General features: G+C 61.4%; 11 protein-coding genes. 4 read left to right on the forward strand and 7 right to left on the reverse strand.

Annotated features, from left to right (window positions below; all coding sequences use genetic code 11):
- The first annotated feature begins 64 nt into the window (after positions 1-64).
- The 4 genes from AAEZ10_RS11640 to AAEZ10_RS11655 all read left to right on the forward strand — a co-directional run bounded on the left by AAEZ10_RS11640 (position 65) and on the right by AAEZ10_RS11655 (position 7,630).
- Positions 65-1,168 (forward strand): efflux RND transporter periplasmic adaptor subunit, encoded by a 1,104-nt coding sequence (locus AAEZ10_RS11640; RefSeq protein ID WP_024011162.1) that lies wholly within the window; start codon positions 65-67, stop codon positions 1,166-1,168.
- Complete coding sequence (locus tag AAEZ10_RS11645) at positions 1,165-2,229, forward strand: efflux RND transporter periplasmic adaptor subunit (RefSeq protein ID WP_243241535.1); 1,065 nt, start codon at positions 1,165-1,167, stop codon at positions 2,227-2,229. Before AAEZ10_RS11640 ends, AAEZ10_RS11645 begins: the two co-directional genes overlap by 4 nt.
- Positions 2,226-5,288 (forward strand): efflux RND transporter permease subunit, encoded by a 3,063-nt coding sequence (locus AAEZ10_RS11650; protein WP_071174048.1) that lies wholly within the window; start codon positions 2,226-2,228, stop codon positions 5,286-5,288. The genes AAEZ10_RS11645 and AAEZ10_RS11650 overlap by 4 nt, the downstream gene beginning before the upstream one ends.
- A gap of 89 nt (positions 5,289-5,377) precedes the next feature.
- The gene (locus tag AAEZ10_RS11655) at positions 5,378-7,630 is read left to right on the forward strand and encodes a glycoside hydrolase (RefSeq protein WP_350569285.1); all 2,253 of its coding nucleotides are present in this window, start codon (positions 5,378-5,380) and stop codon (positions 7,628-7,630) included.
- 1 nt (position 7,631) lies between these two features.
- On the opposite strand, the gene AAEZ10_RS11660 is transcribed toward AAEZ10_RS11655, so the two are convergent.
- The 7 genes from AAEZ10_RS11660 to AAEZ10_RS11690 form a co-directional block, all read right to left on the reverse strand.
- Positions 7,632-8,258, reverse strand: a complete 627-nt coding sequence (locus tag AAEZ10_RS11660) for a class I SAM-dependent methyltransferase (protein ID WP_039756397.1) — start codon at positions 8,256-8,258, stop codon at positions 7,632-7,634.
- Between the two features lie 104 nt (positions 8,259-8,362).
- On the reverse strand, positions 8,363-8,719 hold the full coding sequence (locus AAEZ10_RS11665) for a DUF6124 family protein (protein ID WP_016772210.1): 357 nt from the start codon (positions 8,717-8,719) through the stop codon (positions 8,363-8,365).
- 313 nt (positions 8,720-9,032) lie between these two features.
- On the reverse strand, positions 9,033-9,677 hold the full coding sequence (locus AAEZ10_RS11670) for a methionine ABC transporter permease (RefSeq protein WP_122611154.1): 645 nt from the start codon (positions 9,675-9,677) through the stop codon (positions 9,033-9,035).
- Complete coding sequence (locus tag AAEZ10_RS11675) at positions 9,667-10,788, reverse strand: methionine ABC transporter ATP-binding protein (RefSeq protein WP_350569288.1); 1,122 nt, start codon at positions 10,786-10,788, stop codon at positions 9,667-9,669. Before AAEZ10_RS11675 ends, AAEZ10_RS11670 begins: the two co-directional genes overlap by 11 nt.
- A gap of 2 nt (positions 10,789-10,790) precedes the next feature.
- Positions 10,791-11,600: a MetQ/NlpA family ABC transporter substrate-binding protein gene (locus AAEZ10_RS11680; RefSeq protein WP_110644773.1), complete on the reverse strand. Its 810-nt coding sequence runs from the start codon at positions 11,598-11,600 to the stop codon at positions 10,791-10,793.
- A 126-nt stretch (positions 11,601-11,726) separates the two neighbouring features.
- Complete coding sequence (locus AAEZ10_RS11685) at positions 11,727-13,085, reverse strand: LLM class flavin-dependent oxidoreductase (RefSeq protein ID WP_350569290.1); 1,359 nt, start codon at positions 13,083-13,085, stop codon at positions 11,727-11,729.
- On the reverse strand, positions 13,085-14,278 hold the full coding sequence (locus tag AAEZ10_RS11690) for an SfnB family sulfur acquisition oxidoreductase (protein WP_350569292.1): 1,194 nt from the start codon (positions 14,276-14,278) through the stop codon (positions 13,085-13,087). Before AAEZ10_RS11690 ends, AAEZ10_RS11685 begins: the two co-directional genes overlap by 1 nt.
- Between the last annotated feature and the right edge of the window lie 8 nt (positions 14,279-14,286).

A 14,286-nucleotide genomic window follows, 5' to 3' on the forward strand; every position in this document is an offset into this window, starting at 1 on the left:
AACCCTGTTCTAAGCTCTGAAGTCGTATCGTCTCGACAGCAGCATTTAAGGCCAAGGAGTGTGCATGGCGGGTCCCGGATTGAAAGTGCTGATGGCCGTGAGCGCCATGGCGTTGCTCACCGCATGCGGCGACAAGAAACCTGCTCAGGAATACTTGCCACGGGTCTTTGTGCAAGAGGTCGAACCGGCCAACTACGCCGCCGCGGTGACCCTCACCGGTGATGTGCAGGCGCGGGTGCAGACCCAGCTGTCATTTCGCGTCGGCGGCAAGATCATCCAGCGCATGGTCGATGTCGGCGACCGCGTCACCGCCAAGCAGGTGCTGGCCAAACTCGATCCGAAAGATCTGCAGACCAACGTCGATTCCGCTCAGGCTCAGGTCGTCGCCGAACAGGCCCGCGTGAAGCAAGCGGCAGCCGCTTTCGTGCGTCAGCAAAAACTCCTGCCCAAGGGCTACACCAGCCAGAGCGAATACGATTCGGCACAAGCCGCGCTGCGCAGTAGCCAGAGCGCATTGAGCGCGGCGCAGGCGCAGCTGGCCAACGCCAAGGACCAGCTCAGCTACACCGCGCTGATCGCCGATGCACCCGGGGTGATCACCGAGCGCCAGGCCGAAGTCGGCCAAGTGGTGCAGGCCACCGCGCCGATTTTCAGCCTCGCCCGCGATGGCGACCGCGACGCGGTATTCAACGTCTACGAATCGCTGCTGGCCGAGCGTCCGTCCGATCGTTCGATCGTGGTCAGCCTGCTCGACAATCCCGAGATCAAAACCACCGGCACCGTGCGTGAGATCACGCCGTCGGTGTCGGCGCAATCGGGCACCGTGCAGGTCAAGGTCAGCCTCGACAAGTTGCCGCCGGGCATGCAGCTCGGTTCGGTGGTCAGTGCCACCGCCAAGGGCACCGGCAAATCGGCGGTGGAACTGCCCTGGTCGGCGCTGACAAAAAACATCAGCGACCCGGCGGTGTGGCTGGTCGATGACAAAGGCGAAGCGCAGTTGCATACGGTCACGGTCGGTCGCTACCTGACCGGCAAAGTGATCATTAGCGAAGGCCTCAAGGGCGGTGAGAAAGTCATTGTCGCCGGCGGCCAGTTGCTGCACCCCGGCATGAAAGTCGAGATTGCCGAAAACACCTACAAGGATCTGCAACCGGGAGCGCAGCCATGAAGCGCCTCGGCCTGTTGTGCATGGCGCTGCTGCTGGGCGCCTGCTCGGAAAAGGAAACCCCGCCGGAACCGGTACGCCCGGTGCTGTCGGTCACGGTCAAAACGCTCAACGAAGAAAGCCTCGGACGCTTTGCCGGCAGCATTCAGGCGCGCTACGAGAGCAACACCGGTTTCCGCGTCGGTGGACGTATCGCCAGTCGCAACGTCGATGTCGGCGCCGAGGTGCAGAAGGGCACGTTACTTGCCACCCTCGATCCGTCCGACCAGCAGAACCAGTTGCGCTCTGCCCAGGGCGATCTGGCGAGAATCCAGGCGCAACTGATCAACGCCCAGGCCAATGCACGTCGTCAGCAAGCGCTGTTTGATCGCGGCGTCGGTGCCCAGGCGCAACTGGACGTCGCCAATACCGATCTGAAAACCACCCAGGCCTCGCTTGATCAGGCACGCGCGGCGGTCAGCCAGAGCAAGGATCAACTGAGTTACACCGAGCTGCGCTCCGATCACAAAGCCGTGGTCACTGCGTGGAACGCCGAAGCCGGGCAAGTGGTGACCGCTGGGCAACAAGTGGTGACTCTGGCGCAACCGGACATCAAGGAAGCGGTGATCGATCTGCCGGATACCCTGGTCGATCAGTTGCCCAGCGACGTGGTGTTCTCGGTGGCTGCGCAACTCGACCCGAGCATCAACACCACGGCGATCATCCGCGAGATCGAACCCCAGGCACAAAGCGCCACACGCACCCGTCGCGCGCGCCTGACCCTGTCGGAAACGCCGGACGGTTTCCGCCTCGGCACCGCGATCAGCGTGACCCTCAGCTCGGCGATCAAGCCGCGCATCGAACTGCCGCTGACGGCGTTGCAGGAAGCCGACGGTAAAACCCGCATCTGGGTGATCGACACGCAGAACAAAACCGTCAACCCGCGCGACGTCAGCGTGGTCAGCCGTGGCGACAACAGCGTGGTGCTGGCCGGTGGCGTGCAGAATGGCGAGCGCGTGGTCAGCGCCGGCGTCAACAGTCTCAAACCCGGACAACCGGTAAAACTTGACGAGGACAGTCAATGAAAGGCTCTTTCAACCTCTCCGAATGGGCCTTGAAGCACCAGTCATTCGTCTGGTACCTGATGTTCGTCGGGCTGCTGATGGGGGTGTTTTCGTACTTCAATCTCGGCCGCGAAGAAGACCCGTCGTTCACCATCAAGACCATGGTGATCCAGACCAAATGGCCGGGCGCGACCCAGGAAGAAACCCTCAAGCAGGTCACCGACCGCATCGAGAAAAAACTCGAAGAGCTCGATTCCCTCGACTACGTGAAAAGCTACACCCGCCCCGGCGAGTCGACGGTTTACGTGTACCTGCGCGACACCACCGGCGCTGAGGACATTCCGCAAATCTGGTACCAGGTGCGCAAGAAGATCGACGATATTCGCGGCCAGTTTCCCCAGGGCATTCAGGGGCCGGGGTTCAACGATGAGTTCGGTGACGTGTACGGCTCGGTCTACGCCTTCACCGCCGACGGCCTGACCATGCGCCAGTTGCGCGATTACGTGGAACAGGCGCGCGCAGAAATCCGCAGCGTGCCGGGGCTGGGCAAGATCGAAATGGTCGGCCAGCAGGACGAAACGATTTACCTGAACTTCTCCACGCGCAAACTTGCCGCGTTAGGTATCGACCAGCGCCAGGTGGTGCAGAGCCTGCAATCGCAGAACGCGGTGACTCCGGCCGGGGTGATCGAGGCGGGGCCGGAGCGGATCTCCGTGCGCACCTCGGGCCAGTTCGAGTCGGAGAAAGATCTGGCCGAGGTCAATCTCAAACTCAACGATCGCTTCTATCGTCTGGCCGACATCGCCGAGATCAGCCGTGGCTACGTCGACCCGGCGACACCGGAGTTCCGCTTCGACGGCAAACCGGCGATCGGCCTGGCGATTGCCATGCAGAAGGGCGGCAACGTTCAGGAATTCGGTAAAGCGCTGCACGAGCGCATCGACCAGCTCACCGCTGACTTGCCGGTCGGCGTCGGCGTGCACACCGTTTCCGATCAGGCGGTGGTGGTGGAAGAGGCCGTCGGCGGTTTCACCAGCGCCCTGTTCGAAGCGGTCATCATCGTGCTGGTGGTGAGTTTCATCAGCCTCGGCGTGCGCGCCGGTCTGGTGGTGGCCTGCTCGATTCCGCTGGTGCTGGCCATGGTCTTCGTGTTCATGGAATACAGCGGCATCACCATGCAGCGGATTTCCCTCGGCGCGCTGATCATCGCCCTCGGTCTGCTGGTGGACGATGCGATGATCACCGTGGAAATGATGGTTACGCGCCTGGAAATGGGCGAGAGCAAGGAGCAGGCGGCGACGTTCGCCTACACCTCGACGGCATTCCCGATGCTCACCGGTACGCTGGTGACTGTCGCCGGTTTTGTGCCCATCGGCCTCAACGCCAGTTCGGCGGGTGAATATACGTTCACGCTGTTCGCGGTGATTGCCGTGGCGATGATCGTCTCGTGGGTGGTCGCGGTGTTCTTCGCACCAGTGATCGGCGTGCACATCCTCAGTGACAAGGTGAAGGCCCACGATGCCGAGCCGGGTCGCGTTGGCCGGGCGTTCAATGGCGGTCTGTTGTGGGCCATGCGTAATCGCTGGTGGGCGATCGGCGTCACCGTGCTGCTGTTCGTACTGGCGGTGTTCTGCATGCGTTTCGTGCAGAACCAGTTCTTCCCCGCTTCCGACCGCCCGGAAATTCTCGTCGACCTGAACCTGCCGCAAAACGCCTCGATCGACGAAACCCGCAAAGCGGTGGACAAGCTCGAAGCGACGCTCAAGGGCGACCCGGACATCGTGCGCTGGAGCACTTACATCGGTCAGGGCGCGATCCGTTTCTACCTGCCCCTTGATCAGCAATTGCAGAACCCGTACTACGCGCAGCTGGTGATCGTCAGCAAGGATTTCGAAGCCCGCGAGGCGTTGAGTCAGCGCTTGCGCGAGCGGCTGCACAAGGACTTCGTCGGCATCGGCAGCTACGTGCAGGCCCTGGAAATGGGCCCGCCGGTGGGGCGTCCGATTCAGTATCGAGTCAGCGGCAAAGATGTCGATCAGGTGCGCAAACACGCCATCGACCTGGCCACCGAACTGGACAAGAACCCGCACATCGGCGAGATCATTTACGACTGGAACGAGCCCGGCAAAGTCCTGCGCATCGACATCGCCCAAGACAAGGCGCGGCAACTGGGACTGTCGTCAGAAGATGTGGCCAACCTGATGAACAGCATTGTCAGCGGCTCACCGTTGACCCAGGTCGATGACGATATCTACCTGATCAACGTGGTCGGTCGCGCCGTGGATTCCGAGCGCGGTACCCCGGAAACCCTGCAGAACCTGCAGATCGTCACGCCGAGCGGCACCTCGATTCCGCTGCTGGCGTTCGCCACCGTGCGCTATGAACTGGAACAGCCGCTGGTGTGGCGTCGTGACCGCTTGCCGACCATCACCATCAAGGCCTCGGTGCGTGACGAGATTCAGCCGACCGATCTGGTGAAACTGCTCAAGCCGTCGATCGATGCTTTTGCCTCGAAACTGCCGGTCGGCTACAAAGTCGCTACCGGCGGTACGGTCGAGGAAAGCGGCAAGGCCCAGGGGCCGATTGCCAAGGTGCTGCCGCTGATGCTGTTCCTCATGGCGACGTTCCTGATGATTCAGTTGCACAGCGTGCAGAAGATGTTCCTGGTCGCCAGTGTCGCGCCGCTGGGGTTGATCGGCGTGGTCCTGGCGCTGGTGCCGACTGGCACGCCGATGGGCTTCGTGGCGATCCTCGGGATTCTCGCGCTGATCGGCATCATCATCCGCAACTCGGTGATTCTGGTGACGCAGATCGATGAGTTCGAGCAGAAAGGCTATGCGCCGTGGGACGCGGTGGTCGAAGCCACCGAACACCGGCGCCGACCGATTCTGCTGACCGCAGCGGCGGCGAGCATGGGCATGATCCCGATCGCCCGCGAAGTGTTCTGGGGGCCGATGGCCTACGCGATGATTGGTGGCATCGTCGTGGCGACGCTGCTGACGCTGCTGTTTCTGCCGGCGCTGTATGTGGCCTGGTACAAGATTCGCGAACCGCAGAAGGATGAAAAGCCGGCGCAGTGAGCTAGCCCCTGCGATCTTTGGGAAAGGTCTGACTTACAGGGTGAGTGGACTGCGCTAACGTCCCTTCTTCATTCGAAGAGGGACGTGCCATGTCGACTGTTTCCGGCTTGTTACGCGGATGGTTGCTGCTCGCTGGCTTGAGCCTGTCGCCGGCAGTACTGGCCGAAGTGCTGCTGGAAAACCAGCTTTGGCGGGTGCAGGTCGATCCTGCGACGCTGGCGGTGCGCGTTGAAGCCGCCGGCGCTGCGCCGGTGCAGGCCTCGGCCGGTTTGCTGCGGCACAAGGTCAGCGACATTGTCAGGCGCGGCAATCGCATCGATTGGCAATGGGACGATGGGCGCTGGTTGCTCAGTGTTGACCTGGACCAGCGTGACCTGACGTTTTCGATTACGGCTAACTCGCCCTCGCAAATCGAGTTTATTCATCAGCCCGCCAGTGCAATGGGCCAGGCGCTGATCTGGCCGCTTGCCGAAGGGCGCTACGTGCCGCGCGGTGACCGGGTGTGGCAGAAGTTCCTGCTCGCGCAGGGCGCGCTCGATACCACCCAGGACTTGAGCCTGCCGCTTTGGGGGATGGAGTACGAGAATTTCAGCCTGCACTGGCTGCTGACCAACCCTTACAACAACCAACTGCGCTTCAAGACCAATGGTGATGCACTGGGGCTGTCGGCCCGGCATCGATTCACATCGCTTGAACCCTCAAAACCGCTGACCTTCAGCCTGTTTCTCGGCGATGTCGATCCCTTGGCCGGGGCCAAGCGCTACAAGCAGTGGCTCATTGAAAGCGATCAATATGAAACCTTGGCGAACAAGCTGATCAAGACCCCGCAAGCCGCCAAGCTGATCGGTGCCGCGCATGTCTATCTATGGGGCAACGACCTGCTCGGCCCTGACGATGTGCGCAACTGGCCGCTGCTGATTGCCCGGTTGCGCGGCTCGGGTGTGCTGGTCAGTGAACTTCGGGCAGCAATGGATGCTGAAGCGCTGCGGTTGCTCGCCAGCGAGACCGTACTCAATCGCTATCAACAGACTGTGATGCTGCGCAGTCTCAATCGCGCGCTGAACGTTCAGGCGCGCAAAACCTGGCAGGCGCGTGCGGTGCCGGACATGCAGGCGCTGGCCAACGGGTACGCTGAGGTGCGCGAGCAGCTGGCCGATGTTCTGAAGGGTACGCTGGCGCCTGATCCTTCGCGCTGGGGGCGCACCTTGTCGCGACGAACCACTGAACGCTTGCAGAGCGCTGGACTTTCGCGTTTATGGCTTGGGCTCGGCGAGGGCTGGGAAGGTGGACTCTGGCACCCGGAGGCGGTGCGCGCCGCCGTCTCTGCGGGGTATCTGATTGCCCCCTATGACTCCTATGAAACCGCGCTGCGCGAGGACGAAAATCCGGACTGGACCACCGCGCACCTCGGCGATCGGGCCAATACCGAGTGCGCGATCGTGGAGGAAAACGGTGCGCTGAAAAGCGGGTTTCAGCAGTCCGGTCACTATACCGATCCGCGATGTGTGCGACCGTTGCTTGAGCGGCGCATCCATGCAATCCAGAAGGTTGTCGGGTTCAACAGCTGGTTTCTCGATGCCTACGCCGCTGGCATGCTCTTCGACAGTTATCGTCCCGGCGCACCGATGACCCAGGCGCAGAATGCCGCGGGCAATGTTGCAGCATCGCGCTGGATCAACGAGGTGTTGCAGCTGCCGAGCGGCTCCGAGGATGGCAATGCCGCCACCGCTCAGGGGGTCTTGTTCGCACATGGCATGCAGACGCCAGTGATCGGTTGGGGCGATCGCGACATGCAGCAGCCGGGCACAGCGGACTTTTTCGTCGGCCAATGGTACCCACCGGAGCAGCCTGCGGTGTTCTTCAAACCGACCCGATTGAAGGCTGACTACCGACGCGTTCATTTCGCCCCCGTCAGCCGTTTACCGCTGTATCAGGCGGTGTTCCACGGCTCTGTCATCACCAGTCATCACTGGTTGTTCGATAATCTGAAACTCAGCGACGTGCGGGTGGAAAACGAGCTCACCCAGTTGCTCTACAACGTACCGCCGCTGTACCACCTGAGTGCGGCCAGCCTTGATCAGCGCTTGCCGTTGATCGTGCGTCAGGATCGATTCTTTCGTCCGCTGCACGAACGTCTCGCGACGCAAGCGCTGACCGCTTTTGACTGGTTGAGCGAGGATCGCCTGGTCCAGCAGACGACGTTTGCCGACGGCACGCGACTGCTGGCCAATTTCGACGCCGCTCCACGCAACTGGCAGGGCCGGACGTTACCGGGACACAGCATGACTGCACTGTTAGCGGACGGCAGCGACAGCCAGTATCAGGTACAAGCGGCGCCCTGATTCAGACTTTGCGCCACACGCTCGCCAGCCACGGCTGCTGTTCGCGCGGCAACCCCGCTGGCCGGTAGTAATGCTCCAGCTCGACAAACCCCGCCGCCGTCAGCAACCCGCGCCAGGCCTCGAGATCGTGATACGAGCCGTAGCGCGGCCCATTCCAGCCTTCTTGGTTGTCGCCACGCGGATTGGAACTGAACAGCACGCCACCCGGTTTCAAGGTGCCGTGCAGTTGCCGTAGCACTTGCGGCAACACCTGCAACGGCACATGAAACAGCACGGCATTGGCGAAGATGCCGTCGAAGCGCTCGGCCGGCAGATCAAGCTTGAGAAAGTCCTGCTGCCAGACTTCACAACCGCTGTCCTGGCGGGCCATGCGCGCGAATTCCTGTGAGCCATCAAGGCCGATCGCGACGTGGCCCATGCGCGTGAAGGTTTGCAAATCCCGGCCCGGCCCGCAGCCGAAATCGAGAATTGTCAACGGCGACTCAGCCTGAATGTGGCGCAGCAAGGCCTCTATGTTCTGGCTGACATCGTGGTCGCGAGTGCCTTCACGGAAATCCTCGGCCACCGAGTTGTAGTGACCGAGGGTAGTGGCGGTGATCTGTTCGAGGTCGCTGGGCGTTTGCTTCATGTTCGATGCTGTATTGGCGGTGTGAGGGCGGACTATAAGCTTTTTCACCGGCAAAAAACGCCGCCTGCGCTGGGGCCAGTGCAGGCGGCGATGGGTGCCAGGCTTCAGTGCTGCTTGGCTCCCAGACAATCGATCGAGCGGTCCATCATCGCCTTGGCCATTTCCAGCAGATGCCAGACCGAGAACACCATGGCCCGATCCGCGCCCCCGAGCTGGTCACCGCATTGATGGACGGTCACCGAAGCGCAGCGCAGCAGATCGGCAACATACAGTTGGGCGTCCTCCAGCGTCACATCTTCGCTGATGCTGTAGACGCGTTTCTGTCCAGCCAACGTGACCTGATTGCCGGCCAGATGTGAGTCGACGGCGCGGCACAGTGCAGAGCGATCCTTGAGCAAATCCTCGGTGAACCGCTTGCTTGAGGTAAGGCTGAGTGGCGGATCGGCAAGTTTCTTTTCCATGGGTAAACTCCTGACTTCAAGTGGGAGCCAACCATTTCGCGACTAAACGAGCAGGACGGCGGCTGCACGCGGATCAGTTGCCGGCCGGACAACTGAATCCAGTCACCGCAAAACAGTGACGACCGGAGATTAGCTACAGGATATTTCGGGTACAAGCGGGCAAATTATTCTAGGAATCGTCCTGCAAACCCGCGTGCTTCAGGCTGGCGAAACGACAAAAGTGGTGTAGGAAGCATCTGATTTTAACGAAGGGCATCGCCCAAAATAACGCGATCAGATGGGCGTGGTTGATGGCCACCTGCCGCTATCGACCTTAGCGCTTATTCAGCCCCCGCGCCAGCCTGTCGCCACCCAACTGAATCACCGCCACCAGCGCCACCAGCAAGACGATCACCGTCAACATGATCTGGCTGTCGAAGCGCTGATAACCGTAGCGGTAAGCGATATCCCCCAGCCCACCAGCACCAATTGCCCCAGCCATGGCTGACGAATTGATCATCGTCACCAGGGTGATGGTGAAGCCGCCGACAATCCCCGGCAGCGCCTCGGGCAGCAGCACATGCCAGACGATGTGCCAGCGCCGGCAACCCATGGCCTGTGCGGCTTCGATCAGACCATGATCGACCTCGCGCAGACTCACTTCGGCAATCCGTGCGAAGAACGGCGTTGCGGCGATTGTCAGCGGCACCACAGCGGCCCACACGCCATAGGTAGTGCCGACGATCAGGCGGGTGAACGGAATCAGCGCGACCATCAGGATCAGGAACGGGATCGAGCGGAACAGATTGACGAAGGCGCCCAGCGCACGGTTCAACAGCGGCGCCTCATAGATCCCGCTCTTGTCGCTGGTGACCAGAATCACCGCCATGGGAATCCCCACCAGCAGCGCGATCAACGAGGACACGCCAACCATTAAAAAGGTGTCGATAAAACCCTGCAGCAAGCGATCAAACCACATAGCCCAATACCTCCACTCGTTGCGCCCACTGCCCGGCGCGTTCGCGCAATTGCTCGGCGCTGAACGCCGAGCCGCTGACGGCCAGCAACAGCTGCCCCAGCGCATGACCCTGAATCCTTTCCACGCCGCCCTGAAGCAGCTTCACTCGGCCACCCAATGCCGCGAACAACGCGGCCAGATCCGGCTCATCAGCGGCACTGCCGGTGAACTGCAAACGCAACACCACCGCTGCATTTGAAGCCGTGGATTGCGCCTGCAAGCGGCTTTGCAGTTCTTCCGGCAAGGCGTGTCGCAGCGGCGCGAGCAAAGTCTGGCTGACTGCGTGTTGCGGATTGCCGAACACTTGCCACACCGGGCCTTGCTCGACCACATGGCCATGCTCAAGCACGACGACGCGATCGCAGATCTCGCGGATCACTGCCATTTCGTGAGTGATCAGCACAATGGTCAGGCCGAGGCGTTTGTTGATCTCGCGCAACAGGCCGAGGATCGACTGCGTGGTTTCCGGGTCGAGCGCCGATGTCGCTTCATCGCAGAGCAGAATGTCCGGGTCATGCACCAGCGCACGGGCGATGCCGACACGCTGTTTCTGCCCACCGGAGAGTTGCGCCGGGTACGCCTTGTGCTTGCCTTGCAGGCCGACCAGTTCGAGCAGTTCGCGAACCTTGTTGTCGCGCTGCTCCTTCGGCACGCCGGCGACTTTCAGCGGCAACTCGACGTTCTGCCAGACGGTCTTGGCCGACATCAGATTGAAGTGCTGGAAGATCATGCCGATGCGCCGGCGCAGGGCGACGAGGCGGTCTTCATCGAACTCGCCGATATCCACCTGATCGATCAACACCCGCCCCGACGTTGGCTGTTCCAGGCGATTGATCGTGCGGATCAGCGACGACTTGCCGGCGCCGCTGCGGCCGATGATGCCGAACACTTCACCACGCTGAATCGCCAGGTCGATGCCCTGCAAGGCCGCGACCGGACCTTGTCGGCCGTTGTAGGTTTTGCCCACGCCAATAAAGCGTACGTGGGCGCGATTCAACTCGGGATGCAGCTCGGTTTTTTCAGCATTGTGTGGCTCTGGAAGCTCCAGTCGCCGTTGGATCGCCGCAGTCATGTTCAGCTTTCCCAACCGGCCTGGTAGAGCTTGCCGTGGGCCTTGTCCAGCGCCGCGCGAACGGCCGGTGAATGCTGATAGATGTCGACGAACTTGATCAGGCGCGGGTCGGTTTTGCTCTTGGGCTGGATGACGAACTGGATCACGTATTCCTTGTGATCGAGACCGTCGAACAGCAGCGCCGAGCCGGCATCGAAGGTCTTCGCCAGACGGATGTAGGCTGGATAACCTTGGACCAGGTCGGCGTCGTCATAGGCGCGCACCAGTTGCACGGCTTCGACCTGCAGGATCCTGATGTTCTTCGGATTGGCGACGATGTCGTCCTCGGTGGCTTTGTAGCCGACGCCCGGTTTCAGGGTGATCAACCCGGCCTTGGCGAGCAATTGCAGACCGCGACCGCTGTTGATCGGGTCATTGGCGATGGCGACGCTGGCGCCTTCGGGCAGTTCATCGAAGCTTTTGTATTTCTTCGAATACAGGCCCACGTTGTTGATGATCCCAGGAGCGAATGGCACCAGATCGAAACCGGACGCGGCTTTGGCGTTTTCCAGGAACGGGATGTGCTGGAAGTAATTCACATCAATGTCGCCAGCGGCGAGGCTGACGTTGGGCGCGATCCAGTCGGTGAATTCCACCAGCTCGACTTTCAGGCCTTGTTTGGAGGCTTCCTCGACGGCGGCTTCCAGCGGGATGGCAAAAGCGGCGGTGGTGCCGATTTTCAACGGGGCGTCGGCGGCGAAGATAGCCGAGCTGAACAGGCCGAAGGCCAAGGCCAGTGCTTTGACTGGGTGGGACAGGGTTTTTTTGGTCATGGTGGTTTTTCCAGTCAGTGCATAAGATTTGTGGTGTCTGTTGTGGCCTCATCGCTGGCAAGCCAGCTCCCACAGGTTTTGTGTGCGCCGCAGACCCTTGTGGGAGCTGGCTTGCCAGCGATGCTTTTAGCGTCGGTACGAAGAGCCGGTATGTTGCTCAGGCAACTGCGCCTCACCGTGAAACAATTTCTCGCGCAAGGTCCCGCTGTCATACGCAGTCTTGTACGAGCCGCGCCGCTGCAACTCGGGAATCACCAGTTCGATGAAATCGACATAGCTTTCCGGGGTGACGATGCGGGTCAGGTTGAAGCCGTCCAGACCGGTTTCGGCGATCCACGACTCCAGCTCATCTGCGACTTTTTCAGGCGAACCGACCACGGTGATGTAGCGGCCACCGAGGGCGTGCTGGTCGAGCAATTTGCGCCGGGTCCAGTCGTTGTTCTGCAGGTTTTTCGTCGCCGACTGAATCGCATTGCTCTTCAGGTACTGGATCGGTTCGTCGATTTCGTACTGGGCAAAGTCGATACCGGTGGACGCGGAAAAGTGCGCCACGCCGGCCTCGGCGCTGGCGTAGCTGAGATACTCGGCATGCTTGGCCCACGCCGCTTCTGCGGTGGCGCCGACGATCACATTGAGGCCCATGAACACCTTGATGTCTTGAGGATTGCGCCCGGCTTCGACGGCGCTGGCGCGGACCTTGTCGACCTGCACTTTGGTCGATGGTTTGTTCTGGCCGCTGATGAACACGCACTCGGCATGACGCCCGGCAAACAGCAAGCCGCGATCGGAGCTGCCGGCCTGAAACAGCACCGGCGTGCGCTGCGGCGACGGCTCGCAGAGGTGATAACCCTCGACCTGATAGAACTCGCCCTGGTGCACGACCTTGTGCACTTTGTCCGGGTCGGCGTAGATGCGCTGCTCGCGATCGTTGCGCACCGCGCCGTTCTCCCAGCTGCCTTCCCAGAGCTTGTACAAGACCTGCAGATATTCTTCGGCCTGGTCGTAGCGGCGGTCATGTTCGACCTGCTCGTTGAGACCCATGGCTTTGGCGGCGCTGTCCAGATAACCGGTGACGATGTTCCAGCCAACGCGGCCGCGACTCAAATGATCGAGCGTCGACATGCGTCGGGCGAACAGATACGGCGGCTCGTAAGTGAGATTGGCGGTGAGGCCAAAGCCGAGGTTTCTGGTGACGGCGGCCATCGCTGAAACCAGCAGCAGCGGATCGTTGACCGGCAACTGGATCGACTCTTTCAGCGTGACGTCGACCGAGTTCTGGTAGACGTCGTAGACGCCGACGATGTCAGCGATGAACAAGCCATCGAACAATCCACGCTCAAGCAACTGCGCCAGTTCGGTCCAGTACTCGATCGTGTTGTAGCGGGTCGAGGTGTCGCGCGGATGCGTCCACAGGCCGTGATTGATGTGGCCGATGCAGTTCATGTTGAACGCGTTGAGCAGAATCTTCTTTTTCGCAGCGCTCATCAGATCGTCCCTCGCAGCGGAGGGTTTTCATCGTTGAGGTAGTAATTGCCCACGGCGTGATATTTCCAGCGCACCGGGTCGTGCAGGGTGTGCACGCGCGCGTTGCGCCAGTGCCGGTCGAGGCCGTGTTCACTCAGCGTCGCCTGGCTGCCGGCCAGTTCGAACAGCGTGCTGCCGGCGGCGAGGGAAATTTCCGTGCTGATCGCCCGCGCTTCGGCGACTGCGATCGATGCGGCGGCGACGGTTTCCGCGTTGGTTTCGGCTTGCGCGGCGTCGAGGAATTCACCGGCACGCTCAAGCAATGCTTCAGTGGCGTGCAGGCGGATGCTCAAGTGGCCAAAGCTCTTCAATGTCAGCGGATCTTCGGTGGCCTTGTCGTTGCCGGAATCGATCCACGGACGGGTCTTGCTGCGCACGAAATGCAAGGCATCTTCGAAAGCGGCGCGGGCAATGCCAGTGTCGATGGCGGCGTGGAGAATCTGCGCCAGCGGGCCGACCGTGGTCGGGCGTTCGAAAGCGCTCTGGAACGGCAGCACCTCTTCCGCCGCTACATACACATCTTCAAACACTACCGAGCCGCTGCCAGTGGTGCGCTGGCCGAAGCCGCTCCAGTCGTCGATCACCGTCAGGCCCTTGCTCTCGCGCGGGACGAAGGCCAGTTGCTGTACGCCGTTTTCATCGACCACGGAGGTCGGGATGCGCTGCGCGTAAATCGCCCCGGTCGAGTAGAACTTGCGACCGTTGATGCGATAACCAGCGCCGTCGCGTTCGAGGCTGGTGACGCGGTCGTGAGCGGTTTTAGTGCCCAATTCCGCCAGCGCATTGCCGAAGCGTTGACCGGCGAGGACCTCGGCGTACAGACGCTGTTTCTGTTCATCGCTGCCATTCACGCGCAGCACTTCCAGTGCGTAGAAATGGTTCTGCGGAATCTGCCCGAGCGAGCCGTCGGCCTGAGCGATGAGTGCGATGACTTTGGCCAGGGTGACGTTGGATACGCCCGCGCCGCCATATTCTTTCGGCACGCTGATGCCCCACAGGCCGGAGCGGGAAAACACTTCCAGCTCGGCCAATGGCAGGCGGCGTTCGCGGTCGCGCAGGGCGCTGTCGCGTTGGAAATCTTCGGCCAGGTCGCTGGCGACGATCAGGGCTTGCTCATCGCTGGTGATGAGCGCGACGTGATGGGAAAGCGTCATAGGGGGTT

Source organism: Pseudomonas sp. H26/SER47-MNA-CIBAN-0231, assembly GCF_040310465.1.
In the GTDB taxonomy this organism is placed as follows: domain Bacteria; phylum Pseudomonadota; class Gammaproteobacteria; order Pseudomonadales; family Pseudomonadaceae; genus Aquipseudomonas; species Aquipseudomonas atacamensis.

Bases quoted from the DNA above. Each gene is read 5' to 3' on its own strand.
- AAEZ10_RS11640 (WP_024011162.1), top strand. From the start codon at position 65: ATGGCGGGTCCCGGATTGAAAGTGCTGATGGCCGTGAGCGCCATGGCG.
- AAEZ10_RS11645 (WP_243241535.1), top strand. From the start codon at position 1,165: ATGAAGCGCCTCGGCCTGTTGTGCATGGCGCTGCTGCTGGGCGCCTGC.
- AAEZ10_RS11650 (WP_071174048.1), top strand. From the start codon at position 2,226: ATGAAAGGCTCTTTCAACCTCTCCGAATGGGCCTTGAAGCACCAGTCA.
- AAEZ10_RS11655 (WP_350569285.1), top strand. From the start codon at position 5,378: ATGTCGACTGTTTCCGGCTTGTTACGCGGATGGTTGCTGCTCGCTGGC.
- AAEZ10_RS11660 (WP_039756397.1), bottom strand. From the start codon at position 8,258: ATGAAGCAAACGCCCAGCGACCTCGAACAGATCACCGCCACTACCCTC.
- AAEZ10_RS11665 (WP_016772210.1), bottom strand. From the start codon at position 8,719: ATGGAAAAGAAACTTGCCGATCCGCCACTCAGCCTTACCTCAAGCAAG.
- AAEZ10_RS11670 (WP_122611154.1), bottom strand. From the start codon at position 9,677: ATGTGGTTTGATCGCTTGCTGCAGGGTTTTATCGACACCTTTTTAATG.
- AAEZ10_RS11675 (WP_350569288.1), bottom strand. From the start codon at position 10,788: ATGACTGCGGCGATCCAACGGCGACTGGAGCTTCCAGAGCCACACAAT.
- AAEZ10_RS11680 (WP_110644773.1), bottom strand. From the start codon at position 11,600: ATGACCAAAAAAACCCTGTCCCACCCAGTCAAAGCACTGGCCTTGGCC.
- AAEZ10_RS11685 (WP_350569290.1), bottom strand. From the start codon at position 13,085: ATGAGCGCTGCGAAAAAGAAGATTCTGCTCAACGCGTTCAACATGAAC.
- AAEZ10_RS11690 (WP_350569292.1), bottom strand. From the start codon at position 14,278: ATGACGCTTTCCCATCACGTCGCGCTCATCACCAGCGATGAGCAAGCC.